Origin of the sequence: Helicobacter muridarum (genome assembly GCF_000765805.2) — a bacterium.
In the GTDB taxonomy this organism is placed as follows: Bacteria; Campylobacterota; Campylobacteria; order Campylobacterales; family Helicobacteraceae; genus Helicobacter_A; species Helicobacter_A muridarum.
This window is the reverse complement of the sequence record NZ_JRPD02000010.1, coordinates 20,159-47,140: the sequence shown is the minus strand read 5'-3', so window position 1 is coordinate 47,140 and position 26,982 is coordinate 20,159. Positions and strand designations below refer to the sequence as shown.

23 protein-coding genes and 1 pseudogene are annotated in these 26,982 nt (G+C 32.0%); 15 read left to right on the top strand and 9 right to left on the bottom strand.

The window, feature by feature from the left end; genetic code table 11:
• Nucleotides 1–23: 23 nt before the first annotated feature.
• The 3 genes from LS73_RS05625 to thiD all read left to right on the top strand — a co-directional run bounded on the left by LS73_RS05625 (nt 24) and on the right by thiD (nt 4,064).
• Entirely contained in the window at nt 24–1,217 is a 1,194-nt protein-coding gene (locus LS73_RS05625) for a glycosyltransferase family 10 domain-containing protein (RefSeq protein ID WP_052089463.1), read from the top strand.
• Between the two features lie 128 nt (nt 1,218–1,345).
• Nucleotides 1,346–3,151 carry a nitrilase-related carbon-nitrogen hydrolase gene (locus tag LS73_RS05620; RefSeq protein ID WP_034556860.1) on the top strand — a complete coding sequence of 602 codons (1,806 nt, stop codon included), beginning with the start codon at nt 1,346–1,348 and terminating at the stop codon, nt 3,149–3,151.
• Between the two features lie 106 nt (nt 3,152–3,257).
• A complete protein-coding gene (gene thiD / locus LS73_RS05615; protein WP_034557395.1) occupies nt 3,258–4,064 on the top strand; it encodes a bifunctional hydroxymethylpyrimidine kinase/phosphomethylpyrimidine kinase in 807 nt (268 codons plus the stop codon).
• A 457-nt stretch (nt 4,065–4,521) separates the two neighbouring features.
• Here thiD and LS73_RS10210 read toward each other — a convergent pair whose 3' ends face one another.
• The 3 genes and pseudogenes from LS73_RS10210 to LS73_RS05605 form a co-directional block, all read right to left on the bottom strand.
• Nucleotides 4,522–5,139, bottom strand: a complete 618-nt coding sequence (locus LS73_RS10210; protein ID WP_412917694.1) for a methyl-accepting chemotaxis protein — start codon at nt 5,137–5,139, stop codon at nt 4,522–4,524.
• 126 nt (nt 5,140–5,265) lie between these two features.
• Nucleotides 5,266–6,183, bottom strand: a pseudogene (locus tag LS73_RS10530) (cache domain-containing protein); the annotation flags it as partial.
• Between the two features lie 369 nt (nt 6,184–6,552).
• Complete coding sequence (locus LS73_RS05605) at nt 6,553–7,446, bottom strand: 3'(2'),5'-bisphosphate nucleotidase CysQ family protein (RefSeq protein ID WP_034557856.1); 894 nt, start codon at nt 7,444–7,446, stop codon at nt 6,553–6,555.
• A 170-nt stretch (nt 7,447–7,616) separates the two neighbouring features.
• Here LS73_RS05605 and LS73_RS05600 point away from each other — a divergent pair, with 170 nt between their 5' ends.
• Nucleotides 7,617–8,132, top strand: coding sequence for a DinB family protein (locus LS73_RS05600; RefSeq protein WP_034557857.1), 516 nt, complete (start codon nt 7,617–7,619; stop codon nt 8,130–8,132).
• A gap of 58 nt (nt 8,133–8,190) precedes the next feature.
• Here LS73_RS05600 and rsmI read toward each other — a convergent pair whose 3' ends face one another.
• Entirely contained in the window at nt 8,191–9,036 is an 846-nt protein-coding gene (rsmI, locus tag LS73_RS05595) for a 16S rRNA (cytidine(1402)-2'-O)-methyltransferase (protein WP_034557859.1), read from the bottom strand.
• Nucleotides 9,037–9,140: 104 nt separating this feature from the next.
• Nucleotides 9,141–9,344 (bottom strand): 50S ribosomal protein L31, encoded by a 204-nt coding sequence (gene rpmE / locus LS73_RS05590; protein WP_034557861.1) that lies wholly within the window; start codon nt 9,342–9,344, stop codon nt 9,141–9,143.
• A gap of 134 nt (nt 9,345–9,478) precedes the next feature.
• Between rpmE and xseB the strand changes: the two genes are divergently transcribed.
• The gene (gene xseB / locus LS73_RS05585) at nt 9,479–9,889 is read left to right on the top strand and encodes an exodeoxyribonuclease VII small subunit (RefSeq protein ID WP_034557863.1); all 411 of its coding nucleotides are present in this window, start codon (nt 9,479–9,481) and stop codon (nt 9,887–9,889) included.
• Nucleotides 9,890–9,977: 88 nt separating this feature from the next.
• The gene (locus tag LS73_RS05580; protein ID WP_081955550.1) at nt 9,978–10,772 is read left to right on the top strand and encodes a carbon-nitrogen hydrolase family protein; all 795 of its coding nucleotides are present in this window, start codon (nt 9,978–9,980) and stop codon (nt 10,770–10,772) included.
• An 828-nt stretch (nt 10,773–11,600) separates the two neighbouring features.
• Here the strand turns inward: LS73_RS05580 and LS73_RS05575 are convergent.
• From LS73_RS05575 to LS73_RS05565, 3 genes are all read right to left on the bottom strand, one after another.
• Nucleotides 11,601–13,718 carry a carbon starvation CstA family protein gene (locus LS73_RS05575; protein ID WP_034557864.1) on the bottom strand — a complete coding sequence of 706 codons (2,118 nt, stop codon included), beginning with the start codon at nt 13,716–13,718 and terminating at the stop codon, nt 11,601–11,603.
• 185 nt (nt 13,719–13,903) lie between these two features.
• On the bottom strand, nt 13,904–15,760 hold the full coding sequence (locus LS73_RS05570; protein ID WP_034557865.1) for an NAD(P)H-hydrate dehydratase: 1,857 nt from the start codon (nt 15,758–15,760) through the stop codon (nt 13,904–13,906).
• Nucleotides 15,761–15,856: 96 nt separating this feature from the next.
• On the bottom strand, nt 15,857–16,426 hold the full coding sequence (locus LS73_RS05565) for an anthranilate synthase component II (protein WP_034557866.1): 570 nt from the start codon (nt 16,424–16,426) through the stop codon (nt 15,857–15,859).
• Between the two features lie 87 nt (nt 16,427–16,513).
• Between LS73_RS05565 and LS73_RS05560 the strand changes: the two genes are divergently transcribed.
• The 9 genes from LS73_RS05560 to LS73_RS05520 all read left to right on the top strand — a co-directional run bounded on the left by LS73_RS05560 (nt 16,514) and on the right by LS73_RS05520 (nt 24,279).
• Nucleotides 16,514–17,722, top strand: coding sequence for an HD domain-containing protein (locus tag LS73_RS05560; protein WP_034557867.1), 1,209 nt, complete (start codon nt 16,514–16,516; stop codon nt 17,720–17,722).
• A gap of 531 nt (nt 17,723–18,253) precedes the next feature.
• Nucleotides 18,254–18,475, top strand: coding sequence for an acyl carrier protein (locus LS73_RS05555; RefSeq protein WP_034558026.1), 222 nt, complete (start codon nt 18,254–18,256; stop codon nt 18,473–18,475).
• Nucleotides 18,472–19,548, top strand: a complete 1,077-nt coding sequence (locus tag LS73_RS05550; protein ID WP_034558025.1) for a 3-oxoacyl-[acyl-carrier-protein] synthase III C-terminal domain-containing protein — start codon at nt 18,472–18,474, stop codon at nt 19,546–19,548. The genes LS73_RS05555 and LS73_RS05550 overlap by 4 nt, the downstream gene beginning before the upstream one ends.
• Before the next feature lie 101 nt (nt 19,549–19,649).
• Complete coding sequence (locus LS73_RS05545) at nt 19,650–20,720, top strand: aromatic ring-hydroxylating oxygenase subunit alpha (protein WP_034558023.1); 1,071 nt, start codon at nt 19,650–19,652, stop codon at nt 20,718–20,720.
• A gap of 17 nt (nt 20,721–20,737) precedes the next feature.
• Entirely contained in the window at nt 20,738–21,520 is a 783-nt protein-coding gene (locus tag LS73_RS05540; RefSeq protein ID WP_034558022.1) for an SDR family NAD(P)-dependent oxidoreductase, read from the top strand.
• A 49-nt stretch (nt 21,521–21,569) separates the two neighbouring features.
• The gene (locus LS73_RS05535) at nt 21,570–22,313 is read left to right on the top strand and encodes an SDR family NAD(P)-dependent oxidoreductase (RefSeq protein WP_104717600.1); all 744 of its coding nucleotides are present in this window, start codon (nt 21,570–21,572) and stop codon (nt 22,311–22,313) included.
• 93 nt (nt 22,314–22,406) lie between these two features.
• Nucleotides 22,407–23,084 carry an LbetaH domain-containing protein gene (locus LS73_RS05530; RefSeq protein ID WP_052089605.1) on the top strand — a complete coding sequence of 226 codons (678 nt, stop codon included), beginning with the start codon at nt 22,407–22,409 and terminating at the stop codon, nt 23,082–23,084.
• 15 nt (nt 23,085–23,099) lie between these two features.
• A complete protein-coding gene (locus LS73_RS05525) occupies nt 23,100–24,098 on the top strand; it encodes an FkbM family methyltransferase (RefSeq protein WP_114985977.1) in 999 nt (332 codons plus the stop codon).
• The gene (locus tag LS73_RS05520) at nt 24,043–24,279 is read left to right on the top strand and encodes an FkbM family methyltransferase (RefSeq protein ID WP_104692271.1); all 237 of its coding nucleotides are present in this window, start codon (nt 24,043–24,045) and stop codon (nt 24,277–24,279) included. Before LS73_RS05525 ends, LS73_RS05520 begins: the two co-directional genes overlap by 56 nt.
• 711 nt (nt 24,280–24,990) lie before the next feature.
• On the opposite strand, the gene LS73_RS05515 is transcribed toward LS73_RS05520, so the two are convergent.
• Nucleotides 24,991–26,883, bottom strand: a complete 1,893-nt coding sequence (locus LS73_RS05515; RefSeq protein ID WP_034557012.1) for an NAD(P)-binding protein — start codon at nt 26,881–26,883, stop codon at nt 24,991–24,993.
• Nucleotides 26,884–26,982 lie beyond the last annotated feature (99 nt).

The window sequence follows — 26,982 nt, the reverse complement described above, 5'->3', positions numbered from 1 at the left end:
AAAGATATAAATTAAGGACAATGATGAAAAAAACTATATCTATGCGCATAGTTGATTGGTGGAATGAGGAAAATGAGGAAAATTTCTATTCAGAACAAATCATTAAGATTTTAGCTAAAAGATATAATATAGTGTATTCATCTAAGCCAGACTTCCTAATATTTGGTCCATTTGGTAAAAATCATCTAAAATATGATTGCGTGAGGATATTCATAACAGGAGAGAATATTAGAACAGATTGGAATATTGCTGATTATGGCATAGATTTTGATTTTATAGAATTTGGTGATAGGCATTTATGTTTGCCATTATTTATGTGGTGCATAAAAGATCTAATCTTATCTGCAATTAAACACAATCGATCGCAAGAGTTTATGGATAAAAAGAAAAAGTTCTGTGGATTTTTAGCTAGTAATCCCAATGGAGCAAAACATAGGGAGGAATTATTTCATGCTATTTGCAAATACAAAAAAGTTGATTCTGGTGGCAAGTGGCTAAATAATATAGGCGGGACTGTAGGCGATAGATACAAGGATTTCTCCTCACCTAAAGCGCAATGGCTACCACAATATAAATTTAATCTATGTCCAGAAAACTCATCTCACCTAGGCTACACAACAGAAAAAATTGTTCAAGCATATGCAAACGGTTGCGTGCCAATCTATTGGGGTGATTGGAGCTTATGTAATAAACAATATGCAAAGGATAAGTTTATATTCAATCCAAAATCCTTTATTAATGCTCATAATTTTGATAGCATTGAAGATTTAGTAGATGAAATTAGACGCATTGATAATGATGATTATGCATATTTTAATATGCTTAAAGAACCAGCGTTTATAGATATTAGTCTAGGCAATAAATCTTTAATAAATGAATCTAAAGAGAATATAACTAAATGGGTAAGAGATATTGGAGAGCTTCACTCTAAAGATTTAGACTTAATATATGAAAACAATAATATAAATCACGATATATCTAAACTTGATATATATATATATATATATATGCAAAGAACCTTAGACTTTTTTACCAATATCTTTGAATCTAGTAATCCAAAAAGAATCCAATTCTCACAATTTAGTATGTCATATTTACAAGACAAACTAATCACAATCCAATATGAAGAAATACTTCGTATTCGCGATAAAAGAATAGAAAGAGTAAAAAAATTTATACCAAGACCTCTTAGGAAATTTATCTTTTCATTTTTCTAATGAAAATGTGAATTCCATATAACAATAACTATAAAAACCTACAAAATAACCAAATTGTTACTAATAGAGTAATTTAAAAGATAATTCCAAAGATTTGGATAAAATCCAAATTTAAAATGGATTCCAAAATGGATTCCAAAACAAAGCTTAATTATGGAATCAAAATGTCAAAAACAGATTCAAACAATAAAATCAATACAAGCGTGGATATGAAAAAGCCCAATAGATTCTACAATCTCATAAAGAGATTCTTTAAAAATCAAATCCCGCTTATATACATCGGAGGAATTCTAGGGTTTATATTTTGGTTACCATTATTAAGCTTTATAGCTGTAGATATATGGGGAGTTTGGGCGAATGTCCTCATTGCTGCATTTTTTGCTCTAATATGCTATTTCTTTATAGCTAAAAACAAAAAACTAGAAATAATAACAGATAATCCAAAAATATTAATCTCTAACAACAATATCAATAGTTTTTATAAAACATATATAGCTAAATTTATATCACAAGAACCAAATATAACCATTCCCAAAATAACCAATACAGTCTGCATAGCAATATGTATAACATTCCTACATATCATGCATAAAAATCCATATATAGCAGTTAGTTTGTCATACCTAGTAAGCATAGCAATTTTGCTTTTCCCAAATAGGAAATATAGATTTTATATTGGGTTTTTCATTGGAGCTTTTGGATTTTATTGGATGGCTCTTAGCCTACGATTTGAACAAGCTAGTGAATTCATACCTGCTTTAATAGTATGTATAGGGCTTATATATGCAATTATATTTAGTATTATATTTTTTTTCCAAAATGTATGGATTAGGATTATAGCAATTTTATCGCTTAGTATAATACACCCTTTCGGATTTAATTGGCTAAACCTAGCATACTTTAGTGCTTATAGTATATTTACACCATCATTAGCCTCACTAGCCTGCCTTTGTGTATGCTTAGTATTCATAACTATGAAAAATCGCTTATCAGTACTTTCAATCCTACTTGCAATAATTAGCTATGACTATAATTTTACTAAACAAAATAATAATCTTTCACAAGATGGAATCCTAAAGATTATAAGAACCAATTATTCGCAAGATTATCGATGGCTAGAAGAAAACAAAGAATCAATCATCAAGGACAATATCGACCAAATAGACAAAGCTATACAAGAAGGTTATAAAATGGTTTTATTGCCAGAAACTAGCTTTACATTTAATCTAAATAAGAGACAAGATATAATAGAGCTATTGTTAGAAAAGAGTAAGAACATTGTAATTTATGCCGGCGGGCTAAGACTTCAAGATATTGATACAAATAACACTAATATAAACAAACACAACAAAGACATATCAAGCCCTTATTACATAGATTCTAAATTAAAGTGGAATGAAGAGATAATATCACCAATCATATTAGGGCTAACATCAATAAGCAAAAGAAAAGATTCGCTAATTGTTGATATATCTCCTAAGCTTAAGCATATAAAATCTAACAATAAAAATATCATTAATGCCAATCAAGAATTAGGTTACTACAACAGCTATTATGTATTCGCAAGCTCTAGCATATATGTCGCAGACAAGACTATTCTTGTGCCATTTGGAGAAACCTTGCCTATGTCAAAATATCTTGACATTGACTTTGGATTCAATGCTGGAGATAGATTATTAAGCCTAGTGTGGAATGACTATAATATAACAATAGCTAACTGCTATGAAGCAACATTTCCATCTCCATATAAAACTGGAGCTAAACATATTCTTGTTGGTAGCAATAATGCGTGGTTTGCTCCATCCACGCAGCACTTTATGCAACAAATGATTATAAAGTATTATGCAAGGCATTATCAAAGTTTCATATATCATGCCACAAACATTACATCAAGTGCTATAATAACACCTAATAACGGTTCAGATTCCTTATAAATTAGAGATAATCATAGAGGAATATTTAAGATATATGAATTCTACAAATCTAAGCAATAGAACGGCTCAAATGAAAAACAAAAGCACAGACAACAATAACACAACAATAAAACCGCAAACAAAAGATATTACAGCAATCTTGACTATAGCAGGTAGTGATTGTAGCGGTGGTGCTGGAATCCAAGCAGATTTAAAAACCTTTGGGGCACATGGACTTTTTGGTATGAGTGTAATTCTAAGTGTAGTAGCAGAAAATACAAGTCGAGTAATTTCAAGCTATGATGTCCCAATTCCTTGTATAAATGAGCAAATTGAAGCTGTGTTCGAAGATATACCGCCAAAAGCAACAAAGATTGGCATGCTTGGTTCACAAGCTATAATTGATTGCATAGCACAAAATATAATATTATACAAACCTAAAAATGTAGTAATAGATCCTGTAATGTTTGCTAAGAATGGATTCCCTCTTATGCCACAAGACATACGTCAGACTTTTAAAAACAATATTTTGTGTTTAGCCGATGTGTTAACTCCAAACATACCAGAAGCAATAGAGCTTTGCGGTTTTGAAATACGAAATATAGAAGATATGAAAAAAGCTGCCATTAGTATATATGACATGGGGGCGAAATCAGTGCTAATCAAAGGCGGACATAGCATGGATAATGCTAATGATATTTTCTATAATGGTGAGTTTCATATATTAGAATCTAATCGAATAGATACCAAAAATACGCATGGAACAGGCTGCACATTAAGCTCTGCAATAGCTGCTAATCTAGCCTTAGGGCTAGATAGCTTAGAAGCAATCAAGAATGCAAAATCCTATGTATTTGGCGCAATTTTGCACTCATTAAACTTAGGCAAGGGCAATGGACCAACAAATCATTTTTACAAATTTAACGCAAAATAGATATATTCATTGCTGCAAACTTCACTGTTTTTACTTACTAACATTCTAATGCTTTGTTGATGGCTATTTAGGACAAAACTAGATATTTATCATTAAATTCTTTCACATATAGCAGAATTTAAGATATCCATATACATTATACAAAGTATTAAGATGATGTTTTTTTTGACTTATGGATATATTAAGTAAATTGTTGACATTATTATTTTATATAATGAATCTAAAGAGATATATGATTTGTAATGTTTAGTTTCTCTTATCATGTCTCTACCTAGGCTAGGTAAAGAATTTCCATAATGAGATGTTTGGACTTAAGCCTCAACATGACAAGAAGATTAAAGTCTAGGCTAATTAAGCATAAAATTAGCATAAATAGGAAACCATAACTAATGCCTATAACCATATCTTTATAATAAAACTATATACTTCTTAATAACAGCCATCAATAAATACAAAACTAACTAAACTTCTTTTTATTTGCATCCTCTAGAATCATTGCAGCTGTTTTTTTAACGCTCTCACCAATTTCCCTAGAATGTGTTGCAATATCAGCACTATCTCTAGTTAAGGAATCCATATTGGAAATAGATTCATCAACTAATGAAATATCTAATGTTTGCTCCTTGATACATTCAGACATATCATTGATATTTTGCGCTAAGACATTTATATTTGACTCAATCTCATTAAGACTTTTTTGTGTTCTCTCTGCTAGCTTTCTAACTTCATCTGCAACAACTGCAAATCCTCTACCATGTTCTCCTGCTCTTGCTGCCTCTATTGAGGCATTTAAAGCCAATAAATTTGTTTGCTTTGCTATATCTCCTATAATTAGAGATATATCACGAATATCATTACTTTGGACAGTTATAGAATCTGTTTTATCATTTATATTTTGCATAGAATCTGCAATATGCCTAACAGCCCTCATAGTTTCACTAAGGCTATCAACTTGGGATTTAGTAATATCACTAAGGTTTTTTGAAGCCTTCTGTAATGACTTAATATCTAAATCAAGATTATTAGCAAATTTAAGAGAAGTGTTAAGTATAGTGCGAATCTCTTGTCCTAGCATGTTAATATTAATTTCAAAATTACCATCTGCATTCTTAATAGATGCAGTAAAATCCATAATTTTATAGCTATCAAAAACTCTTTGAATCTCGTTTAAATTAGAACCTATGATTCTTTGCAAGGAATCAAGCATTGAATTAAAAGTATCCTTTAGAGCTTTTAGCTGTGGATTATTTGGTTCTTGCTCTACTCTTAATGTCAAATTACCATTTGAGACTTCTTCAGCTATAAATTTAGCTTGATCAATAACGCCCCTATCTTGAGATAAACCACTCTCAATCAACTTTATATTAGTATTAATCGAATCTGCTAGCTTACCAAATTCATCTTTAGAGTTAATATCCACCCTAGCAGTAGATTTTATCTCATTATTAACATAACGAAAGAATAAATACAGTCCGTCTTCAATCTTACTAATATTACCTAGTAAATTCCTATAAAATACAATAAATAATGGAATGAATAAAATTAAGAATATAAATACATAAATAATAATAGATTTAAGATTTTCAGATTCTAAAGTATCATCTATGGGATTAGTGATGTCATCGACAATACTTAATAGATTATCAATATACATACCCGAACCAATCCAAATACCATCAGAATTAGGAATGAGTGTAGCATAAGATTCTTTAAGAGCATTTGTATATCGACCATCTGGAAGCGGCTTAGTAAATATATATTCGACAAAGCCGCCTCCTTGGTTTGCCTTTATATTCATCTCATTAATAAAAGCTGTCCCATTTGCATCCTTAAGTTGGCTTGAATCAACACCTATCATATCTTTGCGAGTTGGATGTGCTACAGCTACATTACCTTTGAATGAGAATAAATATCCAGATTTATCATCTTCGAAGCGAAATTTATCGATTGCCTTTGCAATAATATCAATTTTATCTTGCTCATTATCTATACCCTCAATAAGCTGACCAATAACATTAGCTGCAGCATCTACACTTAGCTTCAATTTATTTTGAACATCTGATTTGACAATACTATAAACTTGATCATCAATTTTTTTAATAATCTTAATATTGTCCATATATAAAACCGTAATAAGAACAAAAAATGAGACAAATGATATCAACATAAAAATCAATAATTTAAATTTTAAGGGAAAGTTTTTATACACTGAATGCTCCTTAACCATCAAAATAATAGTTTTAATATATATCAATTTAGTGTAAAATATCAGAAATTTTATAAAAAAAATAGAATTTTCATTATTAAATAAGATCAAACGAAACAATATTACCCTATTATTTGATAAAAATCATCATAAAGATTATAGTTTTTATTATTAAAGTATAGCTAAAGATGGAATATTTTTTGTTCTATATTATGTTAAAAGTAAGTTTGATTTCATCAAAACCTAAATATAAAAAACTAAACTGATTTTATACACAAAAAATCAAGATAGCCCAGATAAAATATCTTGGTAGATGACTCCACCAATTTGAGTGCTACTAAATGCTACAAAATAGTTATTGCTAATTGTTTCTTTATTATACATTGGTGGCTTTTTTGTTTCATAATCGATAATTATTCCACCTGATTCTCTTAATATAATATCACTAGCTGCTATATCCCATTCCTTTGTGCCATTAAACCTTGGATATATATCAGCCTTGCCGCTTGCTAATGCGCAAATCTTTAGCGATGAGCCTAGAAGTAGGATATCTGCGTCATATTTTGCAATAAACTCACTTGATAAGTTATTATTATGGAATCTAGAGCTACAAGCAATAATTTTAGAGGTTTTATTTTTCTGCCCGCCATGCAACCTAATGCTAGAATCCACTAAGAGCTGTCTATCTAATCTAATCTCTGTGGGATTAAGCTCATTTATATTATTCATATTAGAAAAAAGTTTAGCCATATCTATAAGGAAGCTGCCTTGATTCTTGCTAGCAAAATAAAGTTCGCCAACGCAAGGGGCATATACAACGCCTAGCAATATCTCATTTCTATGCACTAGGGCTATATTAATAGTCCACTCACCAATGCCAGCTATAAAGTCTTTGGTCCCATCAAGAGGATCGATAAGCCAATATGATTCTAAATTCTTTCGTCTTGCATACTCAAGAATTGCTTCTTCTGAGCAAATTTCATAGTTATAAAGCGTGCTAAGATTTTCCATGATATAAGAATTGGACTGAATATCTGCCTTAGTAATGGGACTTGCATCATCTTTGATGAAATAGCTAGAGGCATTTGTACTACTATATTCTTGAAATATATTTCTTGATATTTGCCCAGCACCAACAGCAATGCAAATTGTGTCATACAGCATATTAGATAACATAATATCTCCATTAATAAAAGCAAAGATTATAGCAATCTTGAATGAAATATTTAGTCCATTTAAGATTAGATAAACTAAATCTAAATGCGAAATATTGATTGAAATATTGAAATTTTGACACTAATATCATAGAATCCTAATATTGTAAAATATAAAAATAAGGAAAAATAATGAAAGATATTCTTTTGTTGCAGGCAAAATACAATCAATTTGCAGATAATAATCTCTTAGCCACTATCGAAAAAGTAGAATTTTCCAAACTTCAAAGCAATATAGGTTCATATTTTAAAAATGCCATTGGCTCAATAGAGCATTCTTTGGTTGCAAATATTTACTTCTTTGGCTCAATCTTTTCTACATATACAAATAAACAAGTAGATATTAATGAATTGTTAAATATTAGCTTACCTGGAGGCGTATTAAAAGATGAATACAAAAGTAGCTTTGCAGGACTAAAGAAAGCTATGTTGCTAGTAGATTCTAAGATTATAGAAATTGTTGAAAATATTGATGATTTTACATCAAGGGGCAAAATTGAGTTTCCCGGAATTACATTTGAGAAGCCAAGAGGAGAGCTAATTCTAGCAATCCTTAATCACAATATCCATCATAGAGGCGAAGTATCGGCTATACTAGATATACTTGGCATTAGCAATAATTTTGCAGGAATGCTTGGAATGAAATAGAATTAAATATTACATAGACGTTTAAATTTCTATTAAATTTAACAAAATAATATTTAGATTATTTATTTAGTAGTTTGGCATACCACTGCTTTGAACTCTGATCGCTAATTTCTGCTAGCATTTTTGCTTTATACTTAATGCCTATAGGTAAGGACAAAATCTCTTCTTGACTTAGACATAGCTTTTTAGAAAAAATAGCATTTTTGTCTCTTTCAATGATTATGCAATACTCACCTTTCACATTATCAGGGAGATTCTGCAATACAACATTAGCGTATCCTTCATATTCATTCTGATAAAGTTTAGTTAACTCCTTATAAACATATATATGAGCATGAGGAAATACATCAGCTATATCTTGTAGGCAGCACTTAAGCCTCTTTGGAGATTCATAAAATATCATATGAGATTCATTATGACACATTTGCAGGTCTTTTAATCTTTGAATTCTATCTTGTTGTTTATGCGGAAAGAATCCAAGAAAGCAAAATTCCCCTTGAAGTCCAGAGTTAGCAAAAGCTAAGCTAAACGCACTGCCCCCCGGCAAAATGTCGTATTTAATATTATTTAGTTTTGCATATTGTACAAGCAAAGCACCAGGATCATTAATACATGGCATACCAGCATCACTACAGCATACAACAAAAGAATCAAAAAAAACTGGCGTAATGCTTGATAAGAAATCTTGTTGATTATGGGAATGAAAGCTAATGAAACGTTTGGTTTTAGAATCTATTTTGGTGAAATTAAGTTTAATAAAATCCCTACTAGCTAAAATGGATAATAGCTTCTTTGTAACTCTACTATCCTCACATAGAATAATATCAGCGTCATTAAATGCTCTTAACGTTCGAATGGAAATATCATCAATATTACCTATAGGAGTGGGAACAAATACTAGCATTGCTATTAATGGTATTTTAAGATTCTAACTTAGCTACGTTTAAATTTATTTTAAATAAAAGATAATCCATAAGAATTAAGATAAATTGATACTAAATAAAAATCCTAACTCTTTTGATATTTCTTTCTAAATCTCTCAACTCTTCCTGTCGTATCAGCTATCTTATCACTACCTGTATAAAATGGATGGCAAAAACTTGAAATGTCAATTTTCAACTCTGGTTTAGTGCTTAGCACTTCGATTTGCTTTCCACTTGTAACACATATAACTTTACATGGCATATATTTTGGGTGAATATCTTTCTTCATAAATTATCCTTGACACACTTTAAGAATAAGCAATATAAGCTTAAATTTGAACTAGGAATTGTATATAACTTAAGCTTAAATATAGCTTTTATAGATATAATCACAGCTCTAGTTTTTGTTGCAAGGACGCTTATATGCACCAAAATAACAAAGTCATCAGTAAAATTTCCAAACATTCATTAGAATCATTGCAAAAACAAGATGAGGCGTTAAATACCAATATTTCATTTGATTCCCAAAATGCACAAGATAAATATCAAGACTTACAGGAACAAGATTTCAAAGAGATAATATCTAAAAATTCAAATAAATCAAAACAAACACAAGCTGATATAAATCAAGTCAACTATAATGAAGCAAATCAAGATTCCCTTGGCTTTGAAGATCGAGTAGAAAAAGTAAAACTTATCATAGAAAAACTAAATAATAATGAACTAAGCTTAAAGGAGGGCATAGAGTTATATCAAGAAGCAAAAGAGCATCTAGCCCTAGCAAATGAAATACTAGAACAAGCTGAATTCGAGCTAAGAGATATTCTTCAATAGCAATTAAAGCAGAGAGTCTTGCATCAAAGAAATTTAGATCTTATTAAAATAGCCAGAAATTTACAGATATTAGTATAAAGGAGAATCTTTGAAAGAGACTATAACATTTGATTGTAGTAATTATATCGCTATATTACAGTTTGAGAATCTAAATGATACAAATAGAATAGAAGTGTATTTAAAGTCAATTCCAACAAATAGCATTGTCATTATGGGAGAATATGTGCTTGATAGTTTTTTTCATACTAGTTGGTGCACTAAGCCACCAGAATCTATTCGCAATAAACATAAACTAGACTTCCTAATGGATATAAATGCCAAATATCACCATACCATAGTAGTCCCAGATATACAATATAAAAACAAAGGCTACTATAAACATATATCTATTATTAATAAAAATAAAGTTCATCATTATAGCCAGCAAAGGCTTATTCAATATCAGCACTGGAATGAAGCAGAATTCTTTTCTAACGACACTTCAAGGCTAATAAAGTTGCCATTTACATTTAAGACAAATGAGCTAAGATATGGAGTGGTATTTGGATTTGAAGCGCATTTTGATGAGATATGGATGGAGCTAAAAAGAGCTAATATAGATGTAGTCCTAGTGCCTACTGCTAGCACATTTTCATCACAAGCTAGATGGGAAGCCTTACTTACTACGCATGCCTTTACTAATTCTTGCTTTGTAGTTAGGGCAAATCGTATTGGAAAGATTAAAGCAAATGATGGAATGGAATGGGATTTCTATGGACATAGCTTTGTTAGTTTGGGGCAAGATATACTAGATTCGCTTAAAGAAGAGGAAGGTATGCTTTGCTTAGATATTGACAAACAAGCACTAGATTCCCTAAAACAGCTGTGGGGATTTAGAGAGTAAAGCTTTCAAAACTATTAGGAATAAATAAAAGTAGCATATTCAACTAAAATGTATATAAGTCATATAAATTAAAAGCTAATTCTAATAAATTATTTAAATATTTACATAGCAGAATTTAAAAGCCATATTTAAGGCAGCTAATATACATTTACAAAATACTAAGTAGGTTATTGATATTGCTACTTATTAGATTTTATTATGTTAATTTTATATATAGATATATATGCTTTGTAATGTTTAGTATTATATCTGTAAATTAAATATTTAGTTTTGCATATTATTAGTTAGGTTAAAATCTTTAATGATTACAAGAGCTTTATATTATTGTTTTAAGCTTTAATCTATTTAACCTTATCCCTTGTCGTGTTTAGTCTATAGTCATATTGAGTCTATTTCTTGTCATTATTAGTCTTTAGACGAAGAATCAAAAGACAGCCTGCTATCTATTAAATTAGATTCTAAGATATTTGGGCTTTTTGATTAGATGTTTATTCATTGAAGAAAGCAAAGCTTCTTTAGTAAATTTAGTAGCTTATGCCCAACATGACAATTAACACAATAAAGTTTTGTTTGAATCACAAGTTAAGACAGAAATGTTTCGGATTTTACAATACTCAACAAAATTGTTATAGATGTTTTGACTAAAGCCTTAACATGACAAGAGGGTTAAGTGTTTAATATAGTAAAGGATAGTATTTTTAATAAAAATCCGCATTATCCTAAAATCCTATTTAAGCAACAATTCCTATATTGCAATGCTTCCAAGTAGTTAGCATAACAACAAAATAGGCTATTATAGCAAAAGCATCAAGTCAAGCACAATTAAAGCTAACTAAGCTTTACATAGGGCTCTTCTCTCAATGGATATTGAGAGGCGCCATTAATGCATTGCATAGCTATACGAATAGACTGCAATAGCACTATTACAGTTACAATCATAAAAAATATACAAAGTATAGCATCGATTGTATTATTAATAATACTTTGCTTTGATACTCTGATTTCAGTTTCAAGCTTCTTTATAGCCTCTGTATCTGCTGAATTATCTTTCTTAAGAGTATCTAACTGCTCTTGTTTTATTGCTACCTTCGCGCTTGTATTTTGCACAAAAGCCACATGACTTACAGAATCATGTATCCTCTCGCCATTTGCAGGCAAAACCTTTTGTATCCCTGCATACAAAGTAGCGCAAAGAACAAAGCAGGCAGGTAGCGCAACAACCCAAGCATATTTACCTTTACCCATCTTGAACAAGATAGCCATCACAAGCAGCAATGCCATACCAGCAAGCATTTGATTGCTAACGCCAAATAGGGGCCATAAGCTATATATACCTCCTTTTGGATCAATTGTGCCTTGGTATAAAAAATATCCCCAACAAGCTACACATAATGCAGTAGCAAATAATCCGGCAGGAAGAGAATCAAGATTCCCAAGTGGTTTATATATATTGCCCAAAATATCTTGAACCATAAATCTACAAGTTCTAGTTCCAGCATCAACGGCAGTTAAGATAAACAAAGCCTCAAATAAAATAGCAAAATGATACCAAAATGCCATAGATCCAGCTGAAAAAATAGGCATTTTAGAAATAATCATAGCAAGCCCAATAGCAAAAGTAGGTGCTCCACCTGTTCTACTTAGAATTGTATGTTCACCAATATCACTAGCAAGCTGTGAAATATCCTGCGGAGTAACCACAAATCCCCAACTAGAAATTGTTTCTGCAGCAGTTATAACATCTTTACCAATCCAAATAGCTGGTGAGTTAATGGCAAAATATATTCCGGGTTGCAAAATACAAGCAGCAATCAAAGCCATAATAGCAACTGCTGATTCCATAAGCATAGAGCCATAGCCAACAAGCCTTGCATGAGTTTCATTTTCAAGCATTTTTGGAGAAGTTCCAGAGCCAATCAAAGCATGGAATCCGCTAATCGCCCCACAAGCAATAGTAATAAACAAGAATGGAAAGAGATGTCCAGCAAATACGGGACCTGTGCCATCTATGTAACGAGTGAATTTCTGCATTTGTAAATCAGGTGCAACAAAAAGAATGGATATAGCCATTATTACAATAACGCCAATTTTAAGAAAAGTGCTTAAATAGTCTCTTGGAGCAAGCAAAATCCACACAGGCAATATAGCAGCAATAAAACCATAAATCATAATTATAATAGCTAGGGTTGTTTGCTCAAAGCGAAAAATCTGCGACATAGTCTCACTCTCTGATACAATTTGCCCATAATATAAAGCAAGCATAAGCAAAACAAAACCTACAATACTAGTCTCACCAACCCTTCCTGGACGCAAGAATCTCATATATATTCCCATAAATATAGCAATAGGCATAGTCATGGCAATAGTAAATGTGCCCCATGGGGAATCTGCTAAAGCCTTAACTACAACCATTGATAAAATTGCAATGATGATTATCATGATTCCAAAAATGGACAGCATGGCTAGTTTTCCTACTGTGCTACCCATTTCGTCTTTTATCATCTCTCCTAATGAACGACCATTTCGTCTAGAGGATATAAACAACACAACAAAATCATGCACAGAGCCAGCTAAACAACCACCAACTAGAATCCATATCATAGATGGTAAATATCCCATTTGTGCAGCTAAAATAGGACCAACAAGAGGTCCAGCCCCAGCAATAGCTGCAAAATGATGTCCAAAACACACCACCTTATGCGTTGGGACAAAATTTTGCCCATCATTATTAATGATAGCTGGTGTAGCTCGCGTCTTATCAAGACCAAGCACTGTATAAGCTACAAAGCGACTATAAAATCTATATGCGATTAAGTAAATACAAGTTGCAGCAACAACAAGATAAAGAGCTGAAATAGTCTCTCCCTGATGAAGAGCCAACACACAGAAGCAAATAGCACCAACTACTGCTACTGTAATCCATATAACATTACTAATAGGTTTCATTATGCTTTTCCTCATTTTCATTTTATGAGCCCAACAAAGATTTAAATCAAAACTAAGCCTCATAATAATCAATAATATAAGAAAACATAATCTTTTACACAAAAAAACATTGCGATATACAATAAAAACCAATATGATGTTTAAAATTGTATCACTTTATAATTATTGTTTTTTGATGTAACAAATTAAGATAACTTTGTAATCATTTTCAATAGTTTATTTGGCGTGAGCGCATAGCTATCATAGAATCTAAATGCCCTTTGACTAGCTATTGCATGCGCTAGACTTGCATGTAAGGCAGCTTGCAAGCTATGGTAGCCTTGTGATAAAAGGCTTGTAATCATGCCACTTAGAACATCTCCACTACCACCTTTTGCTAGATTTGATCTGCCTTGAGTGTTTATGTAGATTCTATTTTTGTGCGCTATGAGTGTGTTTGAGCCTTTTAATAAAAAAACAACATTGGGAAAATACTCTGTCAAACATTGAGCTATTGGGATTGTATTTCGTAGTATAGATTCTATTGAATCATATTTCATAAGCTTTGATAAATTCATATTGCGCAAGAGCAATAAAAGCTCCTTTGGATGAGGTGTGATTACTACATTATCAAGGTGTTTAAGAATTGGTATTAGCTCTTTGCGAGCAAGAATATCTGCATCAAAAACAAAAGGGATATTAATATGTTTAGATTGCAATTGTTGATATGACTCATTGGCCAATTCATCTCTAGAGTTAAATATATCAACTAATATAGCCCCATCTTGTAAAGCAATCCCACAAAGCCTATAAAGCCAAGCAAATAATTTTTGATATTGTAACTCATCATAGCCTAATCCCATGCCAATACCAAAAGCATATTGCTGCACATTATGATTATTATGTAAGTTAGAAGGAAAGGATTTGGTGTATATTATCTCACAGTCTTTTTTGTGGTCTTGTGAATTATGCAAAAATCCTTCATACATACAAACCTTTCCTGCTCCAAAGCAAAGCGCAGCCCTAGCACTTAACAAAGATGCGCCAAACATCTCTCCTGCTATGATGTAACTTGTGCCATAAGTCCCCTTATTACTATCTTTAGCCTCTCTTAGCGGAAGACATAAATCACTTTTTTCCAACAAAATAAACGATGTTTCACTATTATGCTCATCTAACTTCACATAACTATAATAGGCATCTTGACTTATACCTAATGGCAATATCTTTACTTTGCCTACTATGTCTTTGATTCTAGAATCAAACAAGGAAATATTAGCCACACCCATACATAATGTATAATCAACATTCCCTAATATATCATATATGTCTCCTCTATGTCCTAGAATATTTGGTAATCCACTTGGCATATCGCATGCAATCTTTATAGCAGAACATTTTTTAAAGGCTTGTTGCAATGCTTGGTAACTTATATATGAATGCAATGTTTTATTAGCATTGTTAAACCCGCTACCAAAAATACAATCAACTACCACATCACAGGATTTCAGTGATAGTAAATTCGCTATTAGATTAGAAAAGCTTGGCTTTATTTTAATATCTAGCTCTTTGTCTTGAAACATAGGGATAATTTCTAGAGAGAAATTAGAACTTACACATTGAGATATATCCTGCAATGAGTTAAAAAGTTGAAACATCGACAAAGTCTTACGCTCTATATCTCTAGCATTACAATTAGAATCTAAGCTTTGATTATTTTTATAAGAATCAGCAAAAACTTCACATAAATTTACAATGATTTCATATTGTGCTTTACATAACTTGCTTTTTGGACTATCTAGCATGACAATGCTAATCTTTGCCTTAGGGTATAATGAGTATAAAACCCTAGATGCCACTAATCCATCTGCTCCGTTATTTCCTCCTCCACATAGAAATATCACTTGAGATTGCATATATTTATTTTTATGCCTTTTTAATTGCTTAATGACAAAACGAGCTAGATTTCCGCCTGCATTTTCCATTAATATATATTCGTTTAATGCGAATCTCTCATAACTATAATTATCTAAATCCTGTTTGTTAACAACAATTGGCTGCATAATAATCCTTAAGTAAAATATATTATTATACAATCCGAATATACTTAAGATTTAGCATATATTTTGATATGCTATTTAAGTAGCAAAACAAAAATATTAAGAATCCCCTATTCTCATAGACAAAAAATTTTTAATAATTTTTCTGCCTTGTTGCTGCAAGATAGATTCAGGGTGAAATTGGATTCCATAGCATGGATATTTTCTATGTCGTAAAGCCATGACAATGCCCTCTTTGCTAAATCCTAGTATTTTGCATTCCCCGGGATTTGTGACATGAAGCGAATGATATAATGCTATTCGTAGATTTTGCTTTATACCCTTAAAAAGTGGATCTGGGATAAAAGATAGAGTAGAGCTTTTAGCATGTATAGGGGTTTTCATTTTGTTTACCTCTCCTCCAAATACTTCTGCTATACATTGATGACCAAGACAGATTCCAAGTATTGGCACTATTGGAGCGAAATATGCAATAGCCTGAAGAGAGATTCCAGATTCTTTAGGGCTACTAGGACCCGGTGATACAATCAAATGAGTAAATTTGGTAGTTTTAATATCTTGCAAACTACAATCATTTTGTAATATCGTATAATTAACACCAATACTTCTTAGTTTATAAATTATATTGTATGTGAAAGAATCATAATTATCTAAAAGTAGCACATTCATAACATTTATCCATGACTTAAGATAAAAATTGCAATCATATCCCAAATCTAAAATTTATACAAAGAAACCTAACAACAAAGGATAAACATGCAACATAAGCAAATAAATCTAAATAAGTTACTCTTAGAGAGAATCTTTACAAGTGCCTCAATACATAGATGGAATGACAAAGCATGTCCGCTTAACTTTGTGGAACTAGATAAACAAGCCCATAAGATTATACTTGCATACATACTTGCAAGTATAGAGCAAGATTTAGGATCAGAAATAAATTATAACTCGTTGATACAGAAATTTTTGTTTGAATTCTTTGAGAGAGTAGTATTAACAGACATTAAGCCGCCTATATTTCATAGACTAAAGAATTCATATAGGCAAAAGCTCGCTAAATATGTCAAGGATAGCATTTCAAAAGAGATTGAAGGATATGAATTTTTTAATGATATGGAAGATTTCCTTAGTTACCAAGACTCATCTTTAGAATCAAGAATCTTAAAGGCTGCGCATTTTTATGTATCAAAATGGGAATTTGATATTATTTACTACTTTAATCCAAAACTATATGATATAGAAAACATAAAGAAAATTATGGATTCTGAAATTGAAGATTTCTATGACTTGCCAAGCATGAAAGAGCTTATGCTCTATCAAAATCTAAGGGAATGCATAGGAATGTTTGGTGAGCTTAGATTCCAAAAAAGATGGAGTCAGACGCCAAGAATACCGCAAACTTCTGTATTAGGACATACTCTTGTTGTAGCTATCTGCGCATATCTATTAAGCATAGACTTAAAGCTTTGCAATGCTATGTGCAAGGAGCATTTCTTTTGTGGATTATTTCATGACTTGCCAGAAATTCTAACACGCGATATTATATCCCCTATTAAATGCTCTGTATTGGGTCTTGATGAATTGCTTAAGAGAATAGAACAAGACGAAATGCAAGAAAAAATTTTAAATAAACTTCCAAAATACATTGCCTATGATATTTCATATTGGACTACAAACGAATTTAAAAATAGATTTATAGATAAGAATCATGATATTTGTATAATAAATAATTGCGATGAATTTCTTTATAAGCACAATGATAATGATATATCAAAGCGCGCAATATGTGGGGATTTATTAAAATTCTGTGACAAGCTTAGCGCGTTTTTGGAAGCTAAAATATCAATATTACATGGTGTAAGTAGCCCCACATTGCAAAATGGTGCAGATTCAATATATGCTAGCTTACAACATAAAACAATAAATGGAGTAAGATTAGGTGAAATATTAAGCCCATTCATGTAAAATCTATAATTTTTTGGTATAATGGTATAATATCGAACAAACATCAGTTTAACAATAATTATAGATAAAATAAAAAACGGGAATAAAATATGAATAATATGACAAGATTTAAATTATATATATATATATATATATATATATATAACTAATGTAATTCCTTTATTTTTATATCTTCAGCATATTTATAATCAATCTCAATCTAATAATCCATCAAAATCTAAAAAATCTAAGTCCATAGTCCTTACTAAGTTATATTTATATATAGCAAATAGAAAAATATTAAAATCTAGCATTGCAAAATACCGCTTAATGCAAAGAATCTGCATATATCTAGGCTATAAATGCTTTACCCCCCCCCCCCACAGCAATTTTAAGAGTTTAGGATCTAAGCAATGCAATTTCACCTTAAGTATATCAATATAATGGTTTTTAGTATTGCCTAGAGATACAATTAAGCATAAATAGACAAGTTGGGAAATACTAAAAGTCATTAGACTTTAAAAGTTTAGATTAAATTAAGGAGCGAATATAATGACAAGAGAAGAATTAATAGAGCAAATAGAAGACATACTAATGATAGACATAGGCACTCTAGATTTAGATAAACCATTAAGTGAATATGAAGATTGGGATTCTATGGCACACTTAAGTGTGTTTAGTCTTTTTGACTCCTCATTGCAAATAAAAATTACCACAAAGAGTATTAGAGAATTTAAAACAGCCAGAGACATTTTAGCAAAGGCTAATCTATGAATTGCGAAGTCTCAAATGCCGCCATTAGACATATCACAACAGCCCTGCCAAGCTTAAAAATGATAGGTATAGATAATCCACATTTTGATATAAAAACCAAAAAAAGAATCATAAAAACCACAGGGGTAGATACCACCTATAGATTGCATAGGAAATTTGGACAAGATGACGATGAAACTCTACTCAACCTATATATTGATTGTGGCTTGGATACATTAAGTAGGCTAAATTGGAGTAAAGACTCTATAGATGCAATAATAGTATGTTCACAAAAGCATGAATACAAACTACCAGCTACTGCATGTATATTACAAGATAAGTTAGATCTACCCAAAGAAGTAGCTGCATATGATATATCTATGGGTTGCAGTGCATATCCATACGCGCTATTTACAGCTATGAGCCATATAAATGCCACAAATGGCAAAATGAAAAGAATTTTACTTTTTGTTGGAGATTCGCCAAGTCATGAAGGTTACGATAAATATAGAGGTAGTTTTCTCTTTAGTGATGCAGGTAGCTGCACAGCATTAGAGTTTTCGCCAAATTCAAAAGAAACGTACTTTAGATTTAAGACCATGGGAGATGGATTTGACTGCATTATAGAGCCTATAGGTGGATTAAAGAATCCATTTACAAAAGAATCTTTTGAGCCGTATTATGATGAAGAAGGTGAGCTAGTCTATCCTTGGCATGGGAAAATGGATGGAATAAAAGTATTCGAATTTGCAATCAATGAAGTCCCATTAAACATTAATGAAATGCTTAGATATACCAATATATCCATAGATAAAATAGACTCATTTTATTTGCATCAAGCAAGCAAGATAATAATGGATCAGCTTGGTGCAAAGATTGGCATAACGCAAAAAATGCCAATACACTTACGTGATTTTGGCAATGCTAGTTGTGCATCTATTCCGCTTCTTATGTGTGATAACAAAGATGGATATAAAAGCGAATCTTTGTCTATGTTTGTAACCTTTGGGGTGGGATTAAGCGTAAGCATAGCACTACTACAAGATATGAGATTTAGCACAAATCTAATCTATCGACACAAGAAAAATGAATGATCATGAACTATATATGCCATTTTGCATACATTAATCCCATTAACAAAAATTTCACAGTGTTATAAGAACACAAAAGCATAATCTAACTTTAAGGAATTATAATGAGAGAAAAAGCTATAGACTACACAAGCAGCAAAACAATGTATGAAGAATTTGAGAATCTATACAAACGATTTTGGCATATTGGTGCTCATACTAGCGAAATTCCAAATAATAGGGACTATATAATATTAGATATATATGACTTCCAAGTTGTTATATATAATGATAATGGAAATATCATAGCCTTTAATAATACATGCCCGCATAGGGGTGCTAGACTTATCCCAAATGAAAATAAAATCTTTAGTCGTGGAAATGGGAATATTATATGTAAGTATCATGGCTGGAAATATAGCAATAAGGAATTGCATATTCCAAGCAGAGATGGATTTTGCAAGGATTCTATAGAAGGCAGAGATTTATTACATTATCATGTAGAGTTATGTGGAGAGCTTATATTCTTCTCTTACAATCCCGCACAATCCCTAAAGAAACAGCTAGGAGATTTCTATGATGAATTTAAAGCCATATCGCATAGTATTGATTCTTGTGTGGATATAAATACACATAGCAAATATGAAGCAAATTGGAAAATCTCACTAGAAAACTCAATAGAGGGCTATCATCTACCATTTGTGCATTCCACCACATTTATGCCGCTAGAGCTAGAAGGATTAGCTCCCACAGATACCAATGACGTTATATGCTCACATTCACCAATGGCAAATCAAAAAATCATAAAAAAATATGCAAAGATAAGAAATCTTTTTCAAGAATCAAACTTCTATAAAGAGGGCTATTGGTGCTATCATATATTTCCATTTAGCTTTGTTGCCTCTAGCTTTGGGCTGCATTATTCAATCATGCTCTTTTATCCATCAAATAATCCATACAAAACAAATTTTAGCTCAAGGACATATAGCGTAAAAGCAAAGTCTAAAGATGTACAAGACATATATTATAAGGGCATGATACAAGCTAGTTGGGATATATTAAATGAAGATACAGAGGTAGTAGCCCTAATGCAGCAAGGTGCATCCAAATTCATGAATTTCCCTAACTTTGTATATCACCAAAATATGGAGAATTGGATAGTCAAGTTTCATGAATTATATAAAAAATATATGTGAATACAAGGGGACTAAACATGATTCATTTTAATAATGAACTATTCATCATTACAGGAGGAAGCAGTGGCATTGGTTTAGAGAGTGCTAATCTCTTAGTAAAGCTTGGTGCACGTGTGGTTATTGTTGCAAGAGGAGAGTATAGGCTAAAAGAGATTGTCCAAGATTCAAATAATATAGAAACAAATAGCAATTCAAATTCAAACATAAAAGGCAAGATGTTTTATAGGACTTATGACTTTTCTAATATCTATGATATAAAAGAACTAATAGATTCTATAGTTAGTGAGCATGGAAAGATTAACGGTATCGTGCATTGCGCAGGTATGGGAGTGCTATCTAGTTTAAGAGATATGGACTATGACAAATTAAAGGCAATCTTTGATGTGCATTTCTTTGCAGCTTATGAATTAATTAGAAATCTATGCGATAAAAGAAAATCTAAAGATTTAAGCATAGTCCTAATCTCCTCAATATCAGAATCGCTCACATATAAAGGGCTAAGCCCCTATGCTACTGCAAAAGGTGCTCTCTCTGCTCTAGCGCGCTCCTTAGTGCAAGAGATTGCCCCTCTAAATGCAAGAATAAATAGCATATTACCCGGTATATTAAATACTAATATGACTAAAGATGCAAGAGATTTTGTAAGTTTTGAGATTCTAAATGAAATCAACACCCATTATCCGCTAAAGCATGGAAGAACATTAGACATAGCATATCTAATTGCATTTCTACTATCTCCATGCTCAAGCTGGATAAGCGGAGAAAATATACATATAGATGGAGGTAGGAATAAGATGTAAATACATGCAAATGGATATAACCAATAAATTATAGATAAAAAGGACAATAATGCAAGATGACATATTTAAACTAAAAGATAAGCTAATCATTATTACAGGGGCTAGCTCTGGACTTGGGCTTGCTACATGTAAGTTGCTTGATACATTAGGAGCAAGGGTTATTGGCATTGCAAGAAGAGAAGATAAGTTACAAATTTTAAAAAGAGAATGCAAGAAATTTGAATATAGAGTTTATGACTTTTGCAATCAAGAAGGTATTGGAAAGCTATTTGATTCCATAGTAATAGATCATGGCAAGGTAAATGGATTTGCATACTTTGCAGGTATTAGCGATATTACACCACTTCGAAATATAGATTCTAAAAAGGCAAAAAAGATATTTGATGTAAATTTCTTTAGCGCGCTAGAGTGTATAAAATGCCTCTATGACAAGCGCAAGGCAGCTAATCTAAGTATAGTTCTAATCTCCTCTCAAGCACTGCAAGCAAGCATTCCAGCAAATAGCATATATGACTCATCTAAAGCTGCCCTAACACAGCTTAGCCTATCTATTAGCAAAGATTTAGCAAAGCATGGATTTAGGGTGAATGCAATCTTGCCTGGTCCAATTAGAACAGAAATCATGAAAGGCAAAGAAGATATGCAAGAGCTATGGAAATCTTGGATTAACTCCATACCACTTGGAGAAGGTGAGCCTAGTGATGTAGCAAATCTTTGTGCATTTTTGCTAAGCCCTCTTAGCAAATGGATCGCAGCGCAGCGAATCGTAGTGGGGGGGGGGGGTGGAATTTAGATAAAAAAATAGCCGCATAAAACCTAATAATGCTAATCATAAGATTCCATAGATTCACAGAATTAAGATTCTAATACAACAAAAGGATAAACAATGAAAGAAGTATATATTTATGGTTGCTCCGGCTTTGCAATAGAGCTAGCAGCAAGTGTGCAAACACAAAGCAAGTCAGTGGAAAATCCCTATAAATTCTTAGGCTACATCTGCGATAAGGAATATGTAAATGAAGAATTCAAACAAAAATATAACTATGTAGGAGATGATTCTGTATTAAATAAAGGGGATAGCATTATCTTAGCCATTGGTGAGAATCTAAGCTTTAAAAAAGAGCTTGTAAAAAGGCTAGAAGCTCGTGGAATGCTATTTCCAAACTTCTATCATCTCTCCATGCTAGAGTATGCAAGCGTTGAATATTATGACAGTCTAAATATTGGTAAGGGAAATATATTTCTTTATTGCAGCGGAATTAATGAAAGTATAAAGAACATTGGCAGCTTCAATATATTTCAACCCTACACAGGCGCAGCACATGACACAACCATAGGAAATTATAATGTGCTATCTGCATATTGCAATCTAATGGGAAAATCTAGCATTGGAGACAATAACATACTAGGTGTTAACTCATATCTATTGCCAAAGGCTAGCATTGGCAATAATAATAAAGTAGCACCGGGTAGCTTCGTATATAAGAGGTTTAGAAATAATTGCGTAATAGCAGGTAATCCTGCCACAAAAGTATTTGAAAATACTTCAAGCAAAAATATATAATAATAAGGAAACACTATGCTAAAAGATTTACTAGATTATAAAAAAGATAATTACTTAACAAAACAAAAGCAAACACTAAAAACCAAAAAGTTATTAATATTTGGGGGAATCCTAGATACTTTCAATATAGCATCATTCATTGTAGATTTATTTAACTCAAGAAATATAGACTTTAGCTATATAGCTCATAAAAAATTCATTATGCAAAGAGTAGATGAGGGAGCAATACAAATAAATGGCAATCATTATAAATACAATAATAGAAATGTATACCCACTAGAAGAACATAATCTAAACACAGATGAATACACTGCATTTATTGGAATCTCGCTCCTTGATTTTGCTAGAGAAGAGCTTACAAAATATGGCTTTAGTGATGTGCAAGTTCTAGATCCATTTAGCTATTTTCATGAAATAAGCTATGACTATTTTGCTAATAATTTTGAAGAATTTGAATCATTTTATAATAGTTTAGAAGATTCATTATCAAAGCAAATCATGGAAAATTATTTTCAATCAAGAATATATGGAGATTATAAAGGATTAATGAATACAGCCAATCCGGGATATTTCAATAAATTATTAACATATGGCAATAACGAAGTTTTAATTGATTGCGGAGCATATGATGGTGATACTGCATTAGAGTTTATAGAAGCTTGCCCAAATTATGCTGGAGTATATTCCTATGAAATGGATATTAAGAATCTAGCAAAGCTTAGAGAAAACGCTAAAGGTAAAAAAATAGTAGTAATTCCTAAGGGGGTATATAGCAAGAAAGATACTCTTACATTTAATATAACTCATGATATGTGTAGTCATATTACTGAAGATAAAACTAACAACAAAAATAAAATCTTAGAGCTAGAAGTAGATAGCATTGACAATCTCTTCTATCATGGCAATGATTCGATATATTCCAAAGAAGTTGCTACCCCCCCCCCCCACTATAATCAAAATGGATATAGAAGGAGCAGAGCTAGAAGCACTAAAGGGAGCAGAAAATACAATTAAGAAATACAAACCAAAACTTGCATTATCCATATACCATAGGAGAGAAGACATGCTTAGCATTCCTAAATATTTACAATCTTTAAATTGCGGATATAGATTCTATCTTAGAAATTTTTGGTGGTTTAGTGTAGATATAGTGCTATATGCTATACCTACACATAAGCATAAAGATATAAGATAATTTCAAATTTTAAGTAGCTTTATTTGTAAATATTGGCTTAAGTTGCATGTTATCATTGTAAAAAATAACTAAAATTAACAATAAAACAAAGTCTATCTTATAATTTATGAAATACTCCCAAAGCATAAATGCGGTAGTTTCTATTGCCAACAAATCTAGCCTACTTTTGTAGGTCTTAATAGATTCTCATCTTAAGAATTGATGTCATAACTCTGAATTAAATTATGAAAAATAAAGACTTATATCCATATAGCTAAAACTATGGGCTTTAGGGCTAGGTTTTGGTTAAATATTGTTTAAAATCAAAGTGAATATAAAAATTTAAACTTTGTTATAAGAACTATATTTTATATGATTAATAGATAGTATTGCTTATGAACATTACTTAATATAATTATGACAACATTTTACCATGTCTCTACTCTACGCTAAGATTGCAGCTCTTTGCAATTCTAAATCTTCCTCTTTGTCATGTCTTAAGCGTAAGCCAAGATCTCTAAATATTAATGAGATGTTTACTCCTGCGAAAATGAAGTTTCTTTAGTAATTTAGTCGCTACCGCTAGATAACGCTCAACATGACAAATTGATAAGCCATTGCCCTGCGCCTGCATAGACATCATTAAACACAAAGATTTAAATGGTTTCATCATAATTGATATTCATTAAGAGCTACACCCTTGAAATGATTTTTAAAGACAAAACAACATTATTATAATCTAAGCTCTTTAATTGCTCTATGTGCCTCTTGTATTGCTGTGTGTAGCCAAGGAGACCAACTTGCATCAGAATTTGCGATGGTAATATTGCCAAATGGTTGCCTAGCGGCTTTAATATATTCTTCGCTCTCTTTTTCATCATCAAAGAGAGTATTAATAGAATAAGAATAACAATGGGACCAACGATTAACTGTAATGGCTAAAATATCTTTTTTATGATTAAAGCCAACTCCACCTAGCATACCTTGCAATTCATCACGAATGATTCTTTCATGTTCAGAAAATGGCATAGTAAAAAGCCTATGTCTAGCAGCCCGCCACTGGTCTCTAGCATTTAAGCCCTCATGTGGAGTGTTTTCTGCCCAACCCATATGCAAACACATAGGTTTTTTAGGATCTACTGGGTGCTTATACCCTCCAATATTTACAGGATAGTCAATCTTTACACGTGCATAAGGCATTTGCGGAACATACACTTCGCTAACACCAAGTTTAATAAAAGGTTCCCAATTAGAAATGACAACCTTAGCATACATCATAGTCCCCTTAACGTTCATAGATAGAGCTTCTTTTTGTTTATCGGGCATGCTAGGCACAATGTAGGGTATCATGCCGTTATAGCAAGCCATTACCACTTTTTTAGCAAATACCTTATGTAGCTTCTTATCACCTGCATGCATATAACAAAGCTCTACGCCATCTTTTGTATTTACAGCATTTACCGCCGTGCTTCTTAGACGCAATCTAGTAGGGGAATTTTTCATATCTAGCTTTGAGTAATCAAACTTTGCAAGCACAATAGAATCCATTGTATTGCCCTTTGCAACACCGGGAATAAGATTCCTAACCATAATCCTAGCTACAGAAGCATTACCATCAGGGAAATGATAGTTATATAGATCATCTCTCTCTGCATCGCTTACCTTATCAAGCTCTGGTAATCCTAAATGCTCTAACCCTGGTAGCCAGCAAACCCTAGCATCCTGCATCGAAACAGAATCAATAGTCAAAGCCATGAAATCATTTGTACGTTTTTCAAAATATGAAATTGCCAAATCGCTTAAACCTACCCTGTCTTTTAAAAACTTGGCATAACTTGTTTTATCTGCATACTCTGCTCTTTGTTCTTTATTCATACCCTTAAGCCAATCTTCCTTAGAAGTATGAAGCCTTATTAAATCATCTATATCCTTTTGTGGTAAAGGGAACTCTTTAATAAAATCTTCATCAGACTTTGCATTAAGCCTATGTGGAGGTATATCATCAGCTACAGCCCGCCCAGGATCTCCATTAACAACCTTATCTACTCCATAATAAGCTTTGTTAAAATACACACCGCGGCTAAGACCCATATTAGGATAAAAATCAACACTAAACTTCTGACCAAGTGCATCAATATCAATATTTAGTGACTTTAAAAATTCTACAACCTGTTTACTATATAAAGATTTAGGACTTTGAAATGATTCACTACCACCATAACCTAGCAATAGACTACCATCTGGCAAGGTGAATTCATTGCGCTTTGCATGTCCACCAAAGTCATCATGATTATCTAGGATTAAAATCTTAGCATTCTTGCCTAGCTTCCTTCTACCCAAAGTAGCCGCACAAAGTCCGCTAATACCAGCTCCAACAACAATTAAATCATACTTTTCTTCTACTTTTGCCCCTGCATAATCAAAGCTCTCACCATCGCGCAACATATGTGCAAACTCATAAGCTTCATTAGTATTACCCCTAAGCCCAGTAAGTGCAGGGGGATAATAAATGTCGCCTTTTGTTGGCGTGCTAGCAAACAAATTACCGCCACCATAAAGCATGCCCAAACCACCAACAGCACCTATTGCTACACCATTTAAAAAATCTCGCCTTGTAATTCCCATACAATGTCCTTATTCAATTTTAATTAAAAACTAATAGTTCATTATATTTTTTAACAAGTTTGCAATATAATTTCATTCATATGTAATATTTTGTAAAAA

Excerpts from the sequence above, each read along its gene's own strand:
- LS73_RS05620 (WP_034556860.1), top strand. The coding sequence starts at position 1,346 with ATGGATTCCAAAACAAAGCTTAATTATGGAATCAAAATGTCAAAAACA.
- LS73_RS05575 (WP_034557864.1), bottom strand. The coding sequence starts at position 13,718 with ATGAAACCTATTAGTAATGTTATATGGATTACAGTAGCAGTAGTTGGT.
- LS73_RS05545 (WP_034558023.1), top strand. The coding sequence starts at position 19,650 with ATGAGAGAAAAAGCTATAGACTACACAAGCAGCAAAACAATGTATGAA.
- LS73_RS05570 (WP_034557865.1), bottom strand. The coding sequence starts at position 15,760 with ATGCAGCCAATTGTTGTTAACAAACAGGATTTAGATAATTATAGTTAT.
- LS73_RS05605 (WP_034557856.1), bottom strand. The coding sequence starts at position 7,446 with ATGTTATCTAATATGCTGTATGACACAATTTGCATTGCTGTTGGTGCT.
- xseB (WP_034557863.1), top strand. The coding sequence starts at position 9,479 with ATGCACCAAAATAACAAAGTCATCAGTAAAATTTCCAAACATTCATTA.
- LS73_RS05625 (WP_052089463.1), top strand. The coding sequence starts at position 24 with ATGAAAAAAACTATATCTATGCGCATAGTTGATTGGTGGAATGAGGAA.
- LS73_RS05565 (WP_034557866.1), bottom strand. The coding sequence starts at position 16,426 with ATGAATGTGCTACTTTTAGATAATTATGATTCTTTCACATACAATATA.
- LS73_RS05535 (WP_104717600.1), top strand. The coding sequence starts at position 21,570 with ATGCAAGATGACATATTTAAACTAAAAGATAAGCTAATCATTATTACA.
- LS73_RS05525 (WP_114985977.1), top strand. The coding sequence starts at position 23,100 with ATGCTAAAAGATTTACTAGATTATAAAAAAGATAATTACTTAACAAAA.
- LS73_RS05555 (WP_034558026.1), top strand. The coding sequence starts at position 18,254 with ATGACAAGAGAAGAATTAATAGAGCAAATAGAAGACATACTAATGATA.
- LS73_RS05540 (WP_034558022.1), top strand. The coding sequence starts at position 20,738 with ATGATTCATTTTAATAATGAACTATTCATCATTACAGGAGGAAGCAGT.
- LS73_RS05520 (WP_104692271.1), top strand. The coding sequence starts at position 24,043 with ATGGATATAGAAGGAGCAGAGCTAGAAGCACTAAAGGGAGCAGAAAAT.
- LS73_RS05530 (WP_052089605.1), top strand. The coding sequence starts at position 22,407 with ATGAAAGAAGTATATATTTATGGTTGCTCCGGCTTTGCAATAGAGCTA.
- LS73_RS05560 (WP_034557867.1), top strand. The coding sequence starts at position 16,514 with ATGCAACATAAGCAAATAAATCTAAATAAGTTACTCTTAGAGAGAATC.
- rsmI (WP_034557859.1), bottom strand. The coding sequence starts at position 9,036 with ATGCTAGTATTTGTTCCCACTCCTATAGGTAATATTGATGATATTTCC.
- LS73_RS05550 (WP_034558025.1), top strand. The coding sequence starts at position 18,472 with ATGAATTGCGAAGTCTCAAATGCCGCCATTAGACATATCACAACAGCC.
- LS73_RS05600 (WP_034557857.1), top strand. The coding sequence starts at position 7,617 with ATGAAAGATATTCTTTTGTTGCAGGCAAAATACAATCAATTTGCAGAT.
- rpmE (WP_034557861.1), bottom strand. The coding sequence starts at position 9,344 with ATGAAGAAAGATATTCACCCAAAATATATGCCATGTAAAGTTATATGT.
- LS73_RS05515 (WP_034557012.1), bottom strand. The coding sequence starts at position 26,883 with ATGGGAATTACAAGGCGAGATTTTTTAAATGGTGTAGCAATAGGTGCT.
- LS73_RS10210 (WP_412917694.1), bottom strand. The coding sequence starts at position 5,139 with ATGCTAGGACAAGAGATTCGCACTATACTTAACACTTCTCTTAAATTT.